The sequence below is a fragment of the Pseudomonas sp. B16(2017) genome, assembly GCF_002113205.1.
Lineage (GTDB): Bacteria > Pseudomonadota > Gammaproteobacteria > Pseudomonadales > Pseudomonadaceae > Aquipseudomonas > Aquipseudomonas pharyngis.
This window is the reverse complement of sequence record NZ_NEKA01000008.1, coordinates 86,768-99,482: the sequence shown is the minus strand read 5'-3', so window position 1 is coordinate 99,482 and position 12,715 is coordinate 86,768. Positions and strand designations below refer to the sequence as shown.

Sequence of the window (12,715 nt, the reverse complement as noted above, 5' to 3'; positions counted from 1 at the left end):
CTAATGGCCCATCGGTCAGGCCGAACCGCTTATAACCGATCGTTCTAAAACTCCCACATCCGAGCCGGGTCAGTTTCTGGGTACCGGCCATTTCGGCGCGGTGCAGCGACACCCTCCCCAACGGAAAAACCGGTAAGGACCATATGTGCGGATTAGCTGGCGAGTTACGTTTTGATCAACAACCTGCAGACCTTGCAGCCATCGAGCGAATCACCCATCACCTGGCGCCTCGCGGCCCCGACGCGTGGGGCTTCCACGCCCAGGGACCGATTGCCCTGGGCCATCGACGCCTGAAAATCATGGACCTGTCGGACGGCTCGGCGCAGCCGATGATCGACAGCCAATTGGGCCTGTCCCTGGCCTTCAACGGCGCGATCTACAACTTCCCTGAATTGCGTACCGAACTCGAAGCGCTCGGTTATGCGTTCTACTCCGGCGGCGACACCGAAGTGCTGCTCAAGGGTTATCACGCCTGGGGCGAAGCGCTGCTGCCGAAACTCAATGGCATGTTCGCCTTCGCCATCTGGGAGCGTGATGCCCAACGCCTGTTCATCGCCCGCGACCGTCTCGGCGTCAAGCCGCTGTACCTGTCGCGCACCGGCCAGCGCCTGCGATTTGCCTCGGCCCTGCCGGCCTTGCTCAAGGGCGGCGACATCAACCCGATCCTCGATCCGGTGGCGCTCAACCATTACCTGAATTTCCACGCCGTGGTACCTGCGCCGCGCACCTTGCTGGCCGGTATCGAAAAGCTGCCGCCAGCGTGCTGGATGCGCATTGAAGCGGACGGCACCACCGAGCAGAAAACCTGGTGGACCCTGCCCTACGGACCACACGACGACGAGAAAAACCTGACCCTGGAAGACTGGCGTGACCGCGTGCTCGACAGCACCCGCGAAGCCGTGGCGATCCGCCAACGGGCAGCGGTGGATGTCGGCGTGCTGCTTTCCGGCGGTGTCGATTCGAGCATGCTGGTGGGCCTGTTGCGCGAAGTCGGCGTGGAGAACCTGTCGACCTTTTCCATCGGTTTTCAGGATGCCGGGGGCGAGCGCGGTGACGAGTTTCAGTACTCAGACCTGATCGCAAAACACTACGGCACCCAGCACCATCAACTGCGCATCGACGAAAAAGAGATCATCGAGCAATTGCCCGCCGCGTTCCGCGCCATGAGCGAGCCGATGGTCAGCCACGATTGCATCGCCTTCTATCTGCTGTCCCGCGAAGTGGCCAAGCACTGCAAGGTTGTGCAAAGCGGCCAGGGAGCCGACGAGTTGTTCGCCGGTTATCACTGGTATCCGCAAGTCGACGGCGCGGCCGATCCATATGCGGCCTATCGCCAGGCGTTCTTCGACCGCAGCTACGACGATTACGCCGCGACCGTGCAGCCGAAATGGCTGACTGCCAATGACGCCGCCGGCGACTTCGTGAAGGAACATTTCGCACAGCCTGGCGCCGATGCGGCGGTCGACAAGGCTCTGCGCCTGGACAGCACGGTGATGCTGGTGGACGACCCGGTCAAACGCGTCGACAACATGACCATGGCCTGGGGCCTGGAGGCGCGCACGCCGTTTCTCGACTATCGACTGGTGGAATTGTCGGCCCGCATTCCGGGCCAGTTCAAACTGCCGGACGGCGGCAAGCAGGTGTTGAAAGAAGCCGCGAGACTGGTCATCCCCAGTGAAGTGATTGACCGCAAGAAAGGTTACTTCCCGGTGCCGGGGCTCAAGCATTTGCAGGGCGATACCCTGAACTGGGTGCGCGAACTGCTGCTCGATCCGAGTCAGGATCGCGGCCTGTTCAACCCGGTGATGCTCGATAAATTGCTGACCGATCCACAAGGCCAACTGACCCCGTTGCGCGGCTCCAAGCTGTGGCAACTGGCGGCTTTGAACCTGTGGCTCAGCGAACAAGGAATCTGATCGATGAAACCTCACGCCACGGCTTACAGCCAACGCCTGCTGCGCGGTCAGACGCCGTCCTACGAACGCTTGCAGGCGCGCCTGGCCGAAGATGGCAGCGAGCCTGCCGCCGAACCGATCGCGGTGCATTGCGGCTGGGGCCGATTGCTCATCGGGCACACCTTCCCCGATCCAGCCAGCCTTGCCCGGGAACTGCTCAACGAGCAACCAGGCGAGCGCGACATTGCTCTGTACGTCGCCGCGCCGCAGCAGATTCTCGGCCTGGAACCGACCCAGCTGTTTCTCGATCCGTCCGATACCCTGCGCCTGTGGTTCAGCGATTACCGTCAGGCCACCCGCGTGTTTCGTGGCTTCCGCATTCGCCGTGCGCAAAGTGACGCGGACTGGCAGGGGATCAATCAGCTGTATCAGGCGCGCGGCATGCTGCCGATCGACGCCACCCTGCTCACCCCGCACCATCAGGGCGGCCCGGTGTACTGGCTGGCGGAAGACGACGACAGCGGCGCGGTGATCGGCAGCGTCATGGGCCTCAATCACCAGAAGGCTTACAACGACCCGGAAAACGGCAGCAGCCTGTGGTGCCTGGCGGTCGATCCGCAGTGTTCGCGCCCCGGGGTCGGCGAAGTGCTGGTGCGTCATCTGATCGAACACTTTATGAGCCGGGGTTTGAGCTATCTCGATCTGTCGGTGCTGCACGATAACCGCCAGGCGAAAAACCTCTACGCCAAACTCGGTTTTCGCAACCTGCCGACGTTCGCCATCAAGCGCAAGAACGGCATCAATCAGCCGCTGTTTCTTGGCCCCGGCCCGGAGGCGCAGTTCAACCCTTACGCGCGGATCATCGTCGAGGAAGCCCATCGACGCGGCATCGACGTGCAAGTGGATGACGCCGATGCCGGGCTGTTCACCCTTAGTCATGGCGGGCGCCGGGTGCGTTGCCGCGAATCACTGAGCGACCTGACCAGCGCCATCAGCATGAACCTGTGCCAGGACAAGAGCCTGACCCACAAAGTGTTGAAAGCCGCCGGGTTGAATGTGCCGTCGCAGCAGCTGGCAGGGAACGCGGACGACAATCTGGCGTTCCTCGATGAACACCAGCGAGTGGTGGTCAAACCGCTGGATGGCGAACAGGGCCAAGGCGTGGCGGTGGATCTGCAGACCATCGAGGAAGTGCAGCAGGCCATCGAAGCGGCCAGACAGTTCGACACTCGCGTATTGCTCGAAAGCTTCCATGAAGGCTTCGACCTGCGGATTCTGGTGATCGGTTTCGAGGTGGTTGCAGCGGCGATCCGCCGGCCGGCGGAAGTGGTCGGCGACGGCCATCATTCCATCGGCGCCCTGATCGAAGCCCAGAGTCGGCGCCGGCAGGCGGCGACCAGCGGGGAAAGCAAGATTCCGCTGGATCACGAAACCCAGCGCACCCTGCACGCAGCCGGTTACGACTACAGCAGCATCCTGCCGGCCGGTGAGCATCTGTTCGTGCGGCGCACGGCGAATCTGCACACTGGCGGCACGCTGGAAGACGTCACGGCGATTCTGCATCCGACCTTGGCCGAGGCCGCCGTGCGTGCGGCCCGCGCCCTGGAAATACCCATGGTCGGACTCGACCTGATGGTGCCGGCGGCGGATCAACCACAGTACGTGTTCATCGAAGCCAACGAGCGGGCGGGTCTTGCCAACCACGAGCCGCAACCGACGGCGGAGCGGTTTGTCGATCTGTTGTTTCCGCACAGTCAGCCGGCCGTTTGATCTCTCTTCAGCGTCATTCCCGCGTTGAACGCGCGAATGACGCCCCGCAACAGGAGTTTCCATGACCACCCAAATTCCCGAACCAGATTTGAACTACCTGCAAAAAGTCCTGCTGGAAATGCTCGCCATTCCCAGTCCCACCGGGTTCACCGACACCATCGTGCGTTACGTCGCCGAGCGTCTGGAGGAGCTCGGCATTCCCTTCGAGATGACCCGTCGCGGCACGATCCGCGCCACCCTCAAGGGCAAGAAAAACAGTCCCGACCGCGCAGTATCGGCGCACCTGGACACCATTGGCGCCGCCGTGCGCGCGGTGAAAGACAACGGCCGCCTGACCCTGGCGCCGGTGGGCTGCTGGTCAAGTCGATTCGCCGAAGGCAGTCGCGTCAGCCTGTTCACCGACAACGGCGTGATTCGCGGCAGCGTGTTGCCGCTGATGGCTTCCGGGCATGCATTCAACACGGCTGTGGACGAGATGCCGATCAGTTGGGACCACGTCGAATTGCGTCTGGACGCCTACTGCGCGACCCGCGCCGATTGCGATTCGCTGGGCATCAGCGTTGGCGATGTGGTGGCCTTCGATCCGCTGCCGGAGTTCACCGAAAGCGGCCACATCAGCGCCCGACATCTGGACGACAAGGCCGGTGTCGCCGCGCTGCTGGCCGCGCTGAAAGCCATCGTCGACAGCGGTCAGGAGCTGATGATCGACTGTCATCCGCTGTTCACCATCACCGAGGAAACCGGCAGCGGTGCAGCGGCGGCGTTGCCGTGGGACGTCAGCGAATTCGTCGGCATCGACATCGCCCCGGTCGCGCCGGGCCAGCACTCCAGCGAACACGCGGTGAGCGTGGCAATGCAGGATTCCGGCGGCCCGTACGACTATCACTTGTCGCGGCATTTGTTGCGTCTGGCGGGTGAGCACGAACTGCCAGTGCGCCGCGACCTGTTCCGCTATTACTTCAGTGACGCCCACTCGGCGGTCACCGCCGGTCACGACATTCGCACCGCCCTGCTCGCCTTCGGCTGCGACGCGACCCACGGTTACGAACGCACGCACATCGACAGCCTCGCGGCGCTCAGTCGCTTGCTGGGGGCGTACATTCTGAGTCCGCCGGTGTTCGCCAGCGATGCGCAACCGGCCACCGGGTCACTGGATCGCTTCAGTCATCAGATCGAGCACGAGACGCAGATGGAGAGCGACACCCGTGTGCCGTCGGTGGACAGCCTGGTGGGGCAGCGTTCGGACAGTTGAGTCTGGCCCTCGGCGATCATTCGCCGTAGCATCCCGACATTGATTTAGCCGAGGTGCCCATGCTGATTCCCTACGACGCGCTCGAAGTCGACACCCTCACCCGCCTGATCGAGGATTTCGTCACCCGTGACGGTACCGACAACGGTGACGACACGCCGCTGGAAACCCGCGTACTGCGGGTTCGCCAGGCGCTGACCAAAGGCCAGGCGCTGATCGTTTTCGATCCGGAAAGCGAGCAATGCCAGTTGATGCTCAAGCACGACGTGCCCAAGCACCTGTTCGACTGAAAACGGTCAGCGGCCCTTGCCGCTGGCCTGTTTGCGCTGGATCCGTTCGTAGACCTCGGCGCGATGCACGCCGATCTGCTCCGGCGCTTCGACGCCGAACCGCACGCTGGAGCCGTTGACCGCCAGAACGCGCAAAGTGATGTTGTCGCCGATGGAAATCAGTTCCCCGACAACACGGCTGAGTACAAGCATGGGAGGTGTCCTTCAAGGTTTGCGAGCCTTGAAGATGCGCGGCTTTCGAGCGCCCTACAATGCATGCCGGGCAATTCAGTCATTCCCTACGCGCCAAGGCGCGCAAGCCTTCAGACGTTTCCTTCAGGCCTGCAAGATTCAGCTCGCGGAAAACCGCGGCCCGAACAGGATCACACTGGCCCCGATCACACACAGCGCCACACCGATCCAGTCCGAACCCAACGGGCGGATGCGCTCGACCACCGCCAGCCAGCCAATCGAAGCAATGATGTAGATGCCGCCATAAGCGGCGTAGGCGCGACCGGCGTAGGTCGCTTCGACGCGCGTCAACAGCAGCGCAAAGAGAGTCAGACTGATCAGTGCCGGGATCACCCACAAGGCGCTCTTGCCCTGGCGCAACCACATCCAGAACGCGAAACAGCCGGCGATTTCGAACAGCGCGGCGAGAAAAAACCACAGGTAGTTGAGCATGCAAGACATCTCGTCAGGGTGACTGTTGCGGCCACCCTAACGATGCGACGAACCCCGGGCAAGTTCAGCCGTTGTTCTGTTTGGCCTTGGCGCGCATCTTCTCGGCCATCGCGGTCATTTCGTTGTACAGCAATTGCGGGTTTTTCTGTTTGAGCGCCCAGGCCATGCGCCCTTGTTCGTGGGGCAGGATCATGAACTCGCCGGCCGCGACTTGCTGGTAGATGTAGTCCGCAATGTCGCTGGCGGTGATCGGCGAACTTTCCAGCAACTTGCCGACCTGGGCTTTCATCGCCGGCGTCGGGCCCCGGAAAGAGTCCAGCAGGTTGGTCTGGAAGAACGACGGACAGACCACATGCACACCGATTTCCTGCTGAGCCAGTTCGATCAACAGGCTTTCCGACAGGGCCACCACTCCGGCCTTGGCCACGTTGTAGTTGCTCATCGCCGGGCCCTGCATCAGCGCGGCCATCGAGGCGATGTTGATGATCTTGCCCTTGCTCTGCTCCAGCAGCGGCAGGAATGCCTTGCAGCCCTTGACCACGCCCATCAGGTTGATCGCGATCTGCCAGTCCCAGTCCTCCAGCGACAACTCGCTGAAGAACCCGCCCGACGCCACACCGGCGTTGTTGACGATGATGTCGATGCCGCCAAGTTTCACTTCGCAGGCCTGGGCGAACGCCGTCAGCTGGCTGTAATCGCGCACGTCGCAGCGCTGGATGAAGCCGTCGCCGCCGGCCTCACGAACCAGTTTCAGGGTCTCTTGCAAACCGGGCTCGCTGACGTCGGACAAGGCCAGTTGCCAGCCTTCACGCGCCCAGCGCAGCGCGATTTCGCGACCCAGGCCAGAGCCCGCGCCAGTGATCATCATGCGATTTTGCATAGCAGACAGCCTTGTTGTTCCGGGGAAGATGCGCGGAGTGTAGCGAAGGATACGCAGCGACCCACGCTCCATCAGATTGCTGAATGGCGAGGGCAAACCGCGACAACAAACGAAATAAGCGAGCGAGCCAAATACCTTAAAAAAACATTGAATTTTCTTTCATGCGCACCAGTCGGAATTTGTAAGCCGGCTGGATTTAGTTCAACTTCCAGCTGCCCTTGAACACCAAGACTTCACAGACACTATCAACAAGGAAATAGACATGGGCACAATTCTAATCATCATCCTGATCCTGTTGCTGATCGGTGGTCTGCCGGTCTTCCCGCACTCCAGAAGTTGGGGTTATGGCCCTTCGGGCATTATCGGCGTAGTGCTGGTAGTCCTGTTGGTGCTGTTGTTACTCGGTCGGATATGACTGTTTGACCGACAAAAAAAAGAGGCCCTGTGAAGGGCCTCTTTTTTATTGTGCCGACTGATCAGTCCGGCTTGCCGTTAACCACACCGGCGGTATTGTCGATCAGGCTCTTGGTGGCCGTTTGCAGAAACGCTTCGAGCTTGAGTTTCAGCTCGGCAGTGCGCGGTGCATCCGGAATGATTTCAGCAGAAGGATTCGCGCCCAGTTGGTACTGGTAGATCTTCGGCGCCATTTCCTTCTCTTTCGGCAGTACCAGGATCTGGTCAGCGGTGACGATGGCAGTGGTCTGCTCGCTGCCCGACGGCTTGATCACACCGAAACCGGTGTCACCCTGCGGCAGGTTCAGCAGATCGCGGCCCCAGCACTGATGGCGCACTTCGCCACCGAGGCGACCCATGATGGTCGGCACGATGTCGATCTGGGTGCCCACGGTGTGGTCACGGGTACCGAATTTTTCCTGGATGCCCGGTGCGATCATCAGCATCGGCACGTTGAAGCGACCCAGGTCCATTTCGGTGATCTGACGCTCGTTACCGAAACCATGGTCGCCGACGATGACGAACAGGGTTTCCTTGAAGTACGGCTCCTTGCGAGCCTTCTCGAAGAACTGGCCCAGCGCCCAGTCTGCGTAACGCATGGCGGTCAGGTGCTCGTTGAGCGGGCCACGGTCGGTGACGCGTTCGACCGGCAATGGAGTCGGCAAGGCGTACGGCGTGTGGTTGGACAGGGTCTGCAGCAGCGCGTAGAACGGCTTGCCGTTTTCCCGCGCCTTGAGCTCCACCAGACCACGGTCGAACATGTCCTGGTCGGACACGCCCCAGGTCGGATCGGAGAACACCGGGTTCACGAAGTCGTTACGGCCGACGAAGTTGGTCATGCCCTGGTTGCTGAAGAAACCGGACTGGTTGTCCCAGGCAAAGTCACCGTTGTAGACGTAGACATCGTCATAGTCACGCGCACTGAGCAACTGCGGCAGGCCGGACAGTTTGTGGCTGCCTTCCGGGGTCTGCATCAGGTATTCGAAACCCGGCAGGTTCGGGAAGCACGCCATGGTGGCGAACATGCCCTGGTGGGTGTGGGTGCCGTTGGAGAAGAAACGGTCGAACAGCAGGCCTTCCTTCGACAGCTTGTCGAGGTACGGCGTGATGTTGCCCGGCGCGCCCAGTGCGCCCACCGAGTGACCGGCCATGCTTTCCATCAGGATCACGACGACGTTCTTGATCGGCAGGGTCTTGTCGGCAGGCGGCGTGTATTCACGACGCACGGCGGCAATATCGGCATCCACCAGTTTGTCGTCCGGCATCACCAGCATCTCGCGCACCACTTTCTGCGCCTGATCCTGCGGCAGCGTGGCTTTCCAGATGTTGTCACGATCCTCGCCCATCCGGTCCTTGGCCGCCGCGATCAGCGACAGCGTGCCGTTGAGGCCGAGCTGGTTGGCGAAGTTCGAATCGGTGGTGTAAACGTCACCCCAGCGCAGCGGCGGGCCTTGACGCAGGGTGCCGCGAGCCGCCACCACGCAGATCAGCAGGCACACCACGAACACCGCCAGACGCGCATACCAGGGCGCCACTTGACGGGTGCCGACGTTGCCACCGCTGAACGGGCCACGCGGACGGGTCAGACGATCGGCGCCCTTGAATGCCAGGGTCAGGATCAGCGTGCCCACGGCCCAGGCCAGCAGGTAGCGCACCACCGGGAAACCGTACCAGAGCATGCTCATCACGGTTTTCGGGTCTTCCTTCACGTACTGGAACACCAGGCCGTTGAGGCGCTGGTGGAACTCGCGATAGAAGTCCATCTCCATCAGGCCGAGGAACAGCGCGATGCTCGAAGCAACGGTCAGCCACAGACGGAAGAACCCGCGCGCCGCCATGGCCCGGGCACTGAACAGCGCCAGCACCAGCGGAATGCAGACGTACACCACCAGCCGAATATCGAAGCGCAGGCCGTTGGCGAAGGCTTCGAGGAAAGTCGAGGCCGGGGTGTCGAGGATCATCTCGCGGTTGTAGACCAGCAGCGCGAGGCGCAGCACGGAAAACATCACCATCATGACCAGCGCGCACAGAAGCGTGTAGGCCAGATGCGATTTGACGGTCGGTTGCAGCAGGCGACTGGAAGATCGCTGCTGACTCAGGGCGTCCGGGTTTGCCATGTCGTTTTAGGACCCATTGGAAGTTGAAGTTGCAAAAATTCAGCTGCGCCCTGCCCTCTGTTGGCCATTCCAGGCCCCGGGGCTTGCGCGGAGCGCAAATGTTGCACGATCACCGGCGGCATTGCCATTGATTAGTACCCGCTGCCGGACACTTTCATTCAAGGCACAGCGCCGCGGGACAGGTACAAACAGCGCGGGCGAATTGTCTTGGAGACTTTGTGAAAATTTCGTTCAACGCATATTCGGAAACACAATAAACCTGGAAAACAAAACGCCCCGAGTTCTTCGGGGCGTTTACAGATGAACGCGATGTTTACTTCTCGGCGCGTTCTTTCAAGGCTCTCAGGGTATTGAACGGTGCGTCGACCACAAACTTGTTGGCGATCATGGAAGGCACGCTGCCGCCCGGCTCGGTGTGAACCTGATAGGTCACTTCAACCTGATCGCCCTTTGGCACGAACTTCCAGAAGCCTTTGACCTGAGCGACCCGCACAAAGCCCTTTTCTTCAGGCAGGTATTTCGGCACGCCTTCCAGATTACGGGTCAGGCTGCCATCGGCACCTTCAACGGTGGTGACATGCAGGATGGAGTCGCGCGGGGTAACCGGCCATGGCGTATTGAACTGGGTGTAGGTCCAGCTCTGGTCGCCTTCGTGCTTGAGCAGTTTCTGAGTCTTGCACTCGTGAATCCATGCGCAGGCCCCGGACACGTCTTCCTGCAAGGCGCGCAGTTTGGCAATGGTGGTCTTCATCACGGTCACACCCTGATAAGACTTGTAGTCCGAACCCGGCACTTCGCTCAGGGAGACCTTGATGCCGTCCTCGTTCTTGGCGACTTTCCAGTCTTCAGCCTGGGCAACCGAGGTGGCCAGCGCGGCAGTCAAACCACACAACACAGCGATACGATGCAGCGAACCCATAGTCTTATTCCTTATTGTTGAAGTTCCGTTCGTTTGACACATTACGCCGCCGTCATCTGCTCCCACCAGCCGAGCAGTCTGATCGCGTCTTCCTGGCTGCTGCCGCAGACTTCGGGATCGGCCTTGAATCCTGAACAGACCGCCGGACGTTCCGGTCGGCCGAAAACGTTGCACAGGTTATCGACCGACAACTGCACGCAGCGTTCACCGGCAGGTTTGCCATCGGGCATGCCTGGAATCGGCGAACTGATGGAAGGGGCAATGCAGCAGGCGCCACAGCCTTCACGGCATTTCATGACGACGCGTTCCTCGCAGCGGGCGATGTGTTAAAGGGACGCGGAACAGGGTAACCGCTTAAACGGCTGTTTTAAATTGCCTGAACCGGGGTTTTTACGCAGAAACGAAAGTGACTGACCAGTCTCCGACAAAGCGTCTGGTCTGCGGGTCACCGATGGGGACGATTTATTGCTTGAACTCGAAATCCAGTGCCGCGCCTTCGACTTCGCGGCGCTCCTCATTGCGCAGTTGCAGCTGCATTTCGTTGCTGAGCAAACGGCCGTTGAGCTGGAACCCGCTGTTTTTTTCACCAAACATCTGCGGCAGGACCGGATCGCGCTTGGGCAGCGTCACGGAACCGGGAGGTTTCAACTCCTGAACCATGTCTTTCGGCAGGCTCAAATCGAGCTTCGCAGGCGGCAGCGGCGTCTTGGCCACCTCCTTCGCCGATTTCGACTTGGAGGCTACCGGGGCGCGCTTCTTGGCGGGAGCAGCCTTATTCTGCGGTGTTTTTTTCGCTTGAACGGTTTTCTTGGCCGTGACCGGTTTTTTTGCCGTGGCAGTCGCCGGCGTCTTTTCCTGAGCCGCCATGGCGCCAGGGACCTGACCCATCATCAGCAGGCAGAGCACAATCCAGACGGCAGAAAATTTCGCTTTCATGAACCCAACGAAGCTAACGGCAGAGGGCCATATGCTCGCTTGTTGGGCGTCACATGACAAGCTCCGCCATTGGTTCAAAATCCGCCGGCCATCTCCTGGCAGAGCTGGGTGGCCAACATGCCGAGGGTCATCAGCGCCCGTTCCGCCTCGCGATTCCACGGGATGCCGCAATTCAAACGGATGCAGTGGTTGAACTGTTCGGTGTTGCTGAAGATCAACCCCGGCGCAATGCTGATGCCCTGTTGCAGCGCCCGCACGTGCAATTCCTGGGTGTTGACCCGTCCCGGCAGGCTGACCCACAGAATGAATCCGCCGGTCGGCCGGGTCATCTGTGTGCCTTCGGGAAAGTGCTGCTGAACCGCCAGCTGGAATGCGCTGAGATTTTTCCGGTATTCCTGGCGGATGTACCGTAAATGCCGGTCATAGCCGCCGTTTTCCAGGTAGGCCGCGATAGCCATTTGGGTGACGCTGCACGCGGAATGGGTGCTGAAAGTCTGCAAGCGCTGGATTTCCTGCTGGTACTTGCCGGCGATCATCCAGCCGATGCGCACACCGGGCGATAACGTCTTGGAAAAACTCGAGCAATAGATCACTCGATCGAGCCGGTCGTAGGCCTTGAGCGACTTGGTGCGACCCTGCTCGAACATCAACTCGCCATAGATGTCGTCTTCGACGATCTGGATATCGAAGTCCGAGGCAAGGCGCAGCAGTTGTTTCTGGCGCTCTTCGGGCATGGTGCCACCGAGTGGATTGCTCAGGCGAGTGGTCAGCACCAGCGCCTTGATCGACCATTGATTGGCCGCCAGTTGCAGGGCTTCGAGGCTCATGCCGGTGGCGGGGTCACTGGGGATCTCGATGACTTTCAGGCCCAGAAGGTCGGCCAATTGCAACAGACCGTAATAGGTCGGTGATTCGGCGGCGATCAGGTCGCCGGGGCGGGTCAGCACCCGCAACGACATCTGCAACGCATCGACGCAGCCGTGGGTGATCACCACTTCCGAAGGGTCAACGACCACGCCTGCATCACGCATGCGGATCGCCACCTGCCGGCGCAGCGGCTCGAAACCGGGGCTGAACATGTAGCTGAACGCCCGAGGGCTGTGAAAGCGGGTGACCTTGGCCAACTGCTGATGCAGGGCCCGCACCGGCAAATAATCGACACTCGGCACCGCCGCCCCCAGCGGGAACACGCCTTCACGACGGGATTCGACCAGCACTTGCTGAATGATACTGCTGCGGGTGACCAGGCCTGGCCGCTCGACCCGGGCGATGTCTGGCGTGGGCGCCGTCAGTGCGGGAGTCTGGTGCACGTAGTAGCCGGACTGCGGCCGCGCACGGATCAGGCCCTGATCCTCGAGGTTGGCGTAAGCCTGCAACACCGTGGCATGGCTGACGTTGAGCTGCGAACTCATCTTGCGCACCGAAGGCACGCGCTCGCCCGGTTGATAGACGCCACGGCGGATATCTTCGGCCAGCTGTTGAGCAATACGTTGGTAGAGCAAGAGATTGGTCATGACGCAGCACTCGATTTCACGGGCGTTTT

The 12,715-nt window shown here is 60.9% G+C and carries 13 protein-coding genes; 5 read left to right on the top strand and 8 right to left on the bottom strand.

Annotated features, from left to right (window positions below; genetic code table 11):
• Positions 1-143 precede the first annotated feature (143 nt).
• The 4 genes from CAG25_RS15750 (at position 144) to CAG25_RS15735 (ending at position 5,204) form a co-directional block, all read left to right on the top strand.
• Positions 144-1,916, top strand: a complete 1,773-nt coding sequence (locus tag CAG25_RS15750) for an N-acetylglutaminylglutamine amidotransferase (RefSeq protein WP_085612154.1) — start codon at positions 144-146, stop codon at positions 1,914-1,916.
• A 3-nt stretch (positions 1,917-1,919) separates the two neighbouring features.
• Complete coding sequence (gene ngg / locus CAG25_RS15745; protein WP_085612153.1) at positions 1,920-3,665, top strand: N-acetylglutaminylglutamine synthetase; 1,746 nt, start codon at positions 1,920-1,922, stop codon at positions 3,663-3,665.
• 61 nt (positions 3,666-3,726) lie between these two features.
• Positions 3,727-4,917, top strand: a complete 1,191-nt coding sequence (locus CAG25_RS15740) for an osmoprotectant NAGGN system M42 family peptidase (protein ID WP_007950879.1) — start codon at positions 3,727-3,729, stop codon at positions 4,915-4,917.
• Positions 4,918-4,976: 59 nt separating this feature from the next.
• Positions 4,977-5,204 (top strand): YheU family protein, encoded by a 228-nt coding sequence (locus CAG25_RS15735; protein ID WP_003192759.1) that lies wholly within the window; start codon positions 4,977-4,979, stop codon positions 5,202-5,204.
• A 6-nt stretch (positions 5,205-5,210) separates the two neighbouring features.
• On the opposite strand, the gene csrA is transcribed toward CAG25_RS15735, so the two are convergent.
• The 3 genes from csrA to CAG25_RS15720 all read right to left on the bottom strand — a co-directional run bounded on the left by csrA (position 5,211) and on the right by CAG25_RS15720 (position 6,747).
• The gene (csrA, locus tag CAG25_RS15730; protein WP_039770603.1) at positions 5,211-5,396 is read right to left on the bottom strand and encodes a carbon storage regulator CsrA; all 186 of its coding nucleotides are present in this window, start codon (positions 5,394-5,396) and stop codon (positions 5,211-5,213) included.
• A gap of 138 nt (positions 5,397-5,534) precedes the next feature.
• Complete coding sequence (locus CAG25_RS15725) at positions 5,535-5,867, bottom strand: YnfA family protein (protein ID WP_007950874.1); 333 nt, start codon at positions 5,865-5,867, stop codon at positions 5,535-5,537.
• 64 nt (positions 5,868-5,931) lie between these two features.
• Positions 5,932-6,747 carry an SDR family oxidoreductase gene (locus CAG25_RS15720; protein WP_064598482.1) on the bottom strand — a complete coding sequence of 272 codons (816 nt, stop codon included), beginning with the start codon at positions 6,745-6,747 and terminating at the stop codon, positions 5,932-5,934.
• A 256-nt stretch (positions 6,748-7,003) separates the two neighbouring features.
• On the opposite strand from CAG25_RS15720, the gene CAG25_RS15715 reads away from it, so the two are divergent.
• Positions 7,004-7,162, top strand: a complete 159-nt coding sequence (locus CAG25_RS15715) for a DUF3309 family protein (RefSeq protein WP_169432680.1) — start codon at positions 7,004-7,006, stop codon at positions 7,160-7,162.
• A gap of 61 nt (positions 7,163-7,223) precedes the next feature.
• Here the strand turns inward: CAG25_RS15715 and CAG25_RS15710 are convergent, their stop codons facing one another.
• The 5 genes from CAG25_RS15710 to CAG25_RS15690 all read right to left on the bottom strand — a co-directional run bounded on the left by CAG25_RS15710 (position 7,224) and on the right by CAG25_RS15690 (position 12,686).
• On the bottom strand, positions 7,224-9,317 hold the full coding sequence (locus tag CAG25_RS15710) for an LTA synthase family protein (protein WP_064598484.1): 2,094 nt from the start codon (positions 9,315-9,317) through the stop codon (positions 7,224-7,226).
• A gap of 313 nt (positions 9,318-9,630) precedes the next feature.
• Positions 9,631-10,236: an START domain-containing protein gene (locus tag CAG25_RS15705; protein ID WP_085612152.1), complete on the bottom strand. Its 606-nt coding sequence runs from the start codon at positions 10,234-10,236 to the stop codon at positions 9,631-9,633.
• A 41-nt stretch (positions 10,237-10,277) separates the two neighbouring features.
• On the bottom strand, positions 10,278-10,532 hold the full coding sequence (locus tag CAG25_RS15700; protein WP_085612151.1) for a YkgJ family cysteine cluster protein: 255 nt from the start codon (positions 10,530-10,532) through the stop codon (positions 10,278-10,280).
• Between the two features lie 166 nt (positions 10,533-10,698).
• The gene (locus CAG25_RS15695; protein ID WP_085612150.1) at positions 10,699-11,172 is read right to left on the bottom strand and encodes a translation initiation factor 2; all 474 of its coding nucleotides are present in this window, start codon (positions 11,170-11,172) and stop codon (positions 10,699-10,701) included.
• Positions 11,173-11,246: 74 nt separating this feature from the next.
• Complete coding sequence (locus CAG25_RS15690; protein WP_039770612.1) at positions 11,247-12,686, bottom strand: PLP-dependent aminotransferase family protein; 1,440 nt, start codon at positions 12,684-12,686, stop codon at positions 11,247-11,249.
• Positions 12,687-12,715: the final 29 nt, after the last annotated feature.

Bases quoted from the DNA above. Each gene is read 5' to 3' on its own strand.
- CAG25_RS15750 (WP_085612154.1), top strand. From the start codon at position 144: ATGTGCGGATTAGCTGGCGAGTTACGTTTTGATCAACAACCTGCAGAC.
- ngg (WP_085612153.1), top strand. From the start codon at position 1,920: ATGAAACCTCACGCCACGGCTTACAGCCAACGCCTGCTGCGCGGTCAG.
- CAG25_RS15740 (WP_007950879.1), top strand. From the start codon at position 3,727: ATGACCACCCAAATTCCCGAACCAGATTTGAACTACCTGCAAAAAGTC.
- CAG25_RS15735 (WP_003192759.1), top strand. From the start codon at position 4,977: ATGCTGATTCCCTACGACGCGCTCGAAGTCGACACCCTCACCCGCCTG.
- csrA (WP_039770603.1), bottom strand. From the start codon at position 5,396: ATGCTTGTACTCAGCCGTGTTGTCGGGGAACTGATTTCCATCGGCGAC.
- CAG25_RS15725 (WP_007950874.1), bottom strand. From the start codon at position 5,867: ATGCTCAACTACCTGTGGTTTTTTCTCGCCGCGCTGTTCGAAATCGCC.
- CAG25_RS15720 (WP_064598482.1), bottom strand. From the start codon at position 6,747: ATGCAAAATCGCATGATGATCACTGGCGCGGGCTCTGGCCTGGGTCGC.
- CAG25_RS15710 (WP_064598484.1), bottom strand. From the start codon at position 9,317: ATGGCAAACCCGGACGCCCTGAGTCAGCAGCGATCTTCCAGTCGCCTG.
- CAG25_RS15705 (WP_085612152.1), bottom strand. From the start codon at position 10,236: ATGGGTTCGCTGCATCGTATCGCTGTGTTGTGTGGTTTGACTGCCGCG.
- CAG25_RS15700 (WP_085612151.1), bottom strand. From the start codon at position 10,532: ATGAAATGCCGTGAAGGCTGTGGCGCCTGCTGCATTGCCCCTTCCATC.
- CAG25_RS15695 (WP_085612150.1), bottom strand. From the start codon at position 11,172: ATGAAAGCGAAATTTTCTGCCGTCTGGATTGTGCTCTGCCTGCTGATG.
- CAG25_RS15690 (WP_039770612.1), bottom strand. From the start codon at position 12,686: ATGACCAATCTCTTGCTCTACCAACGTATTGCTCAACAGCTGGCCGAA.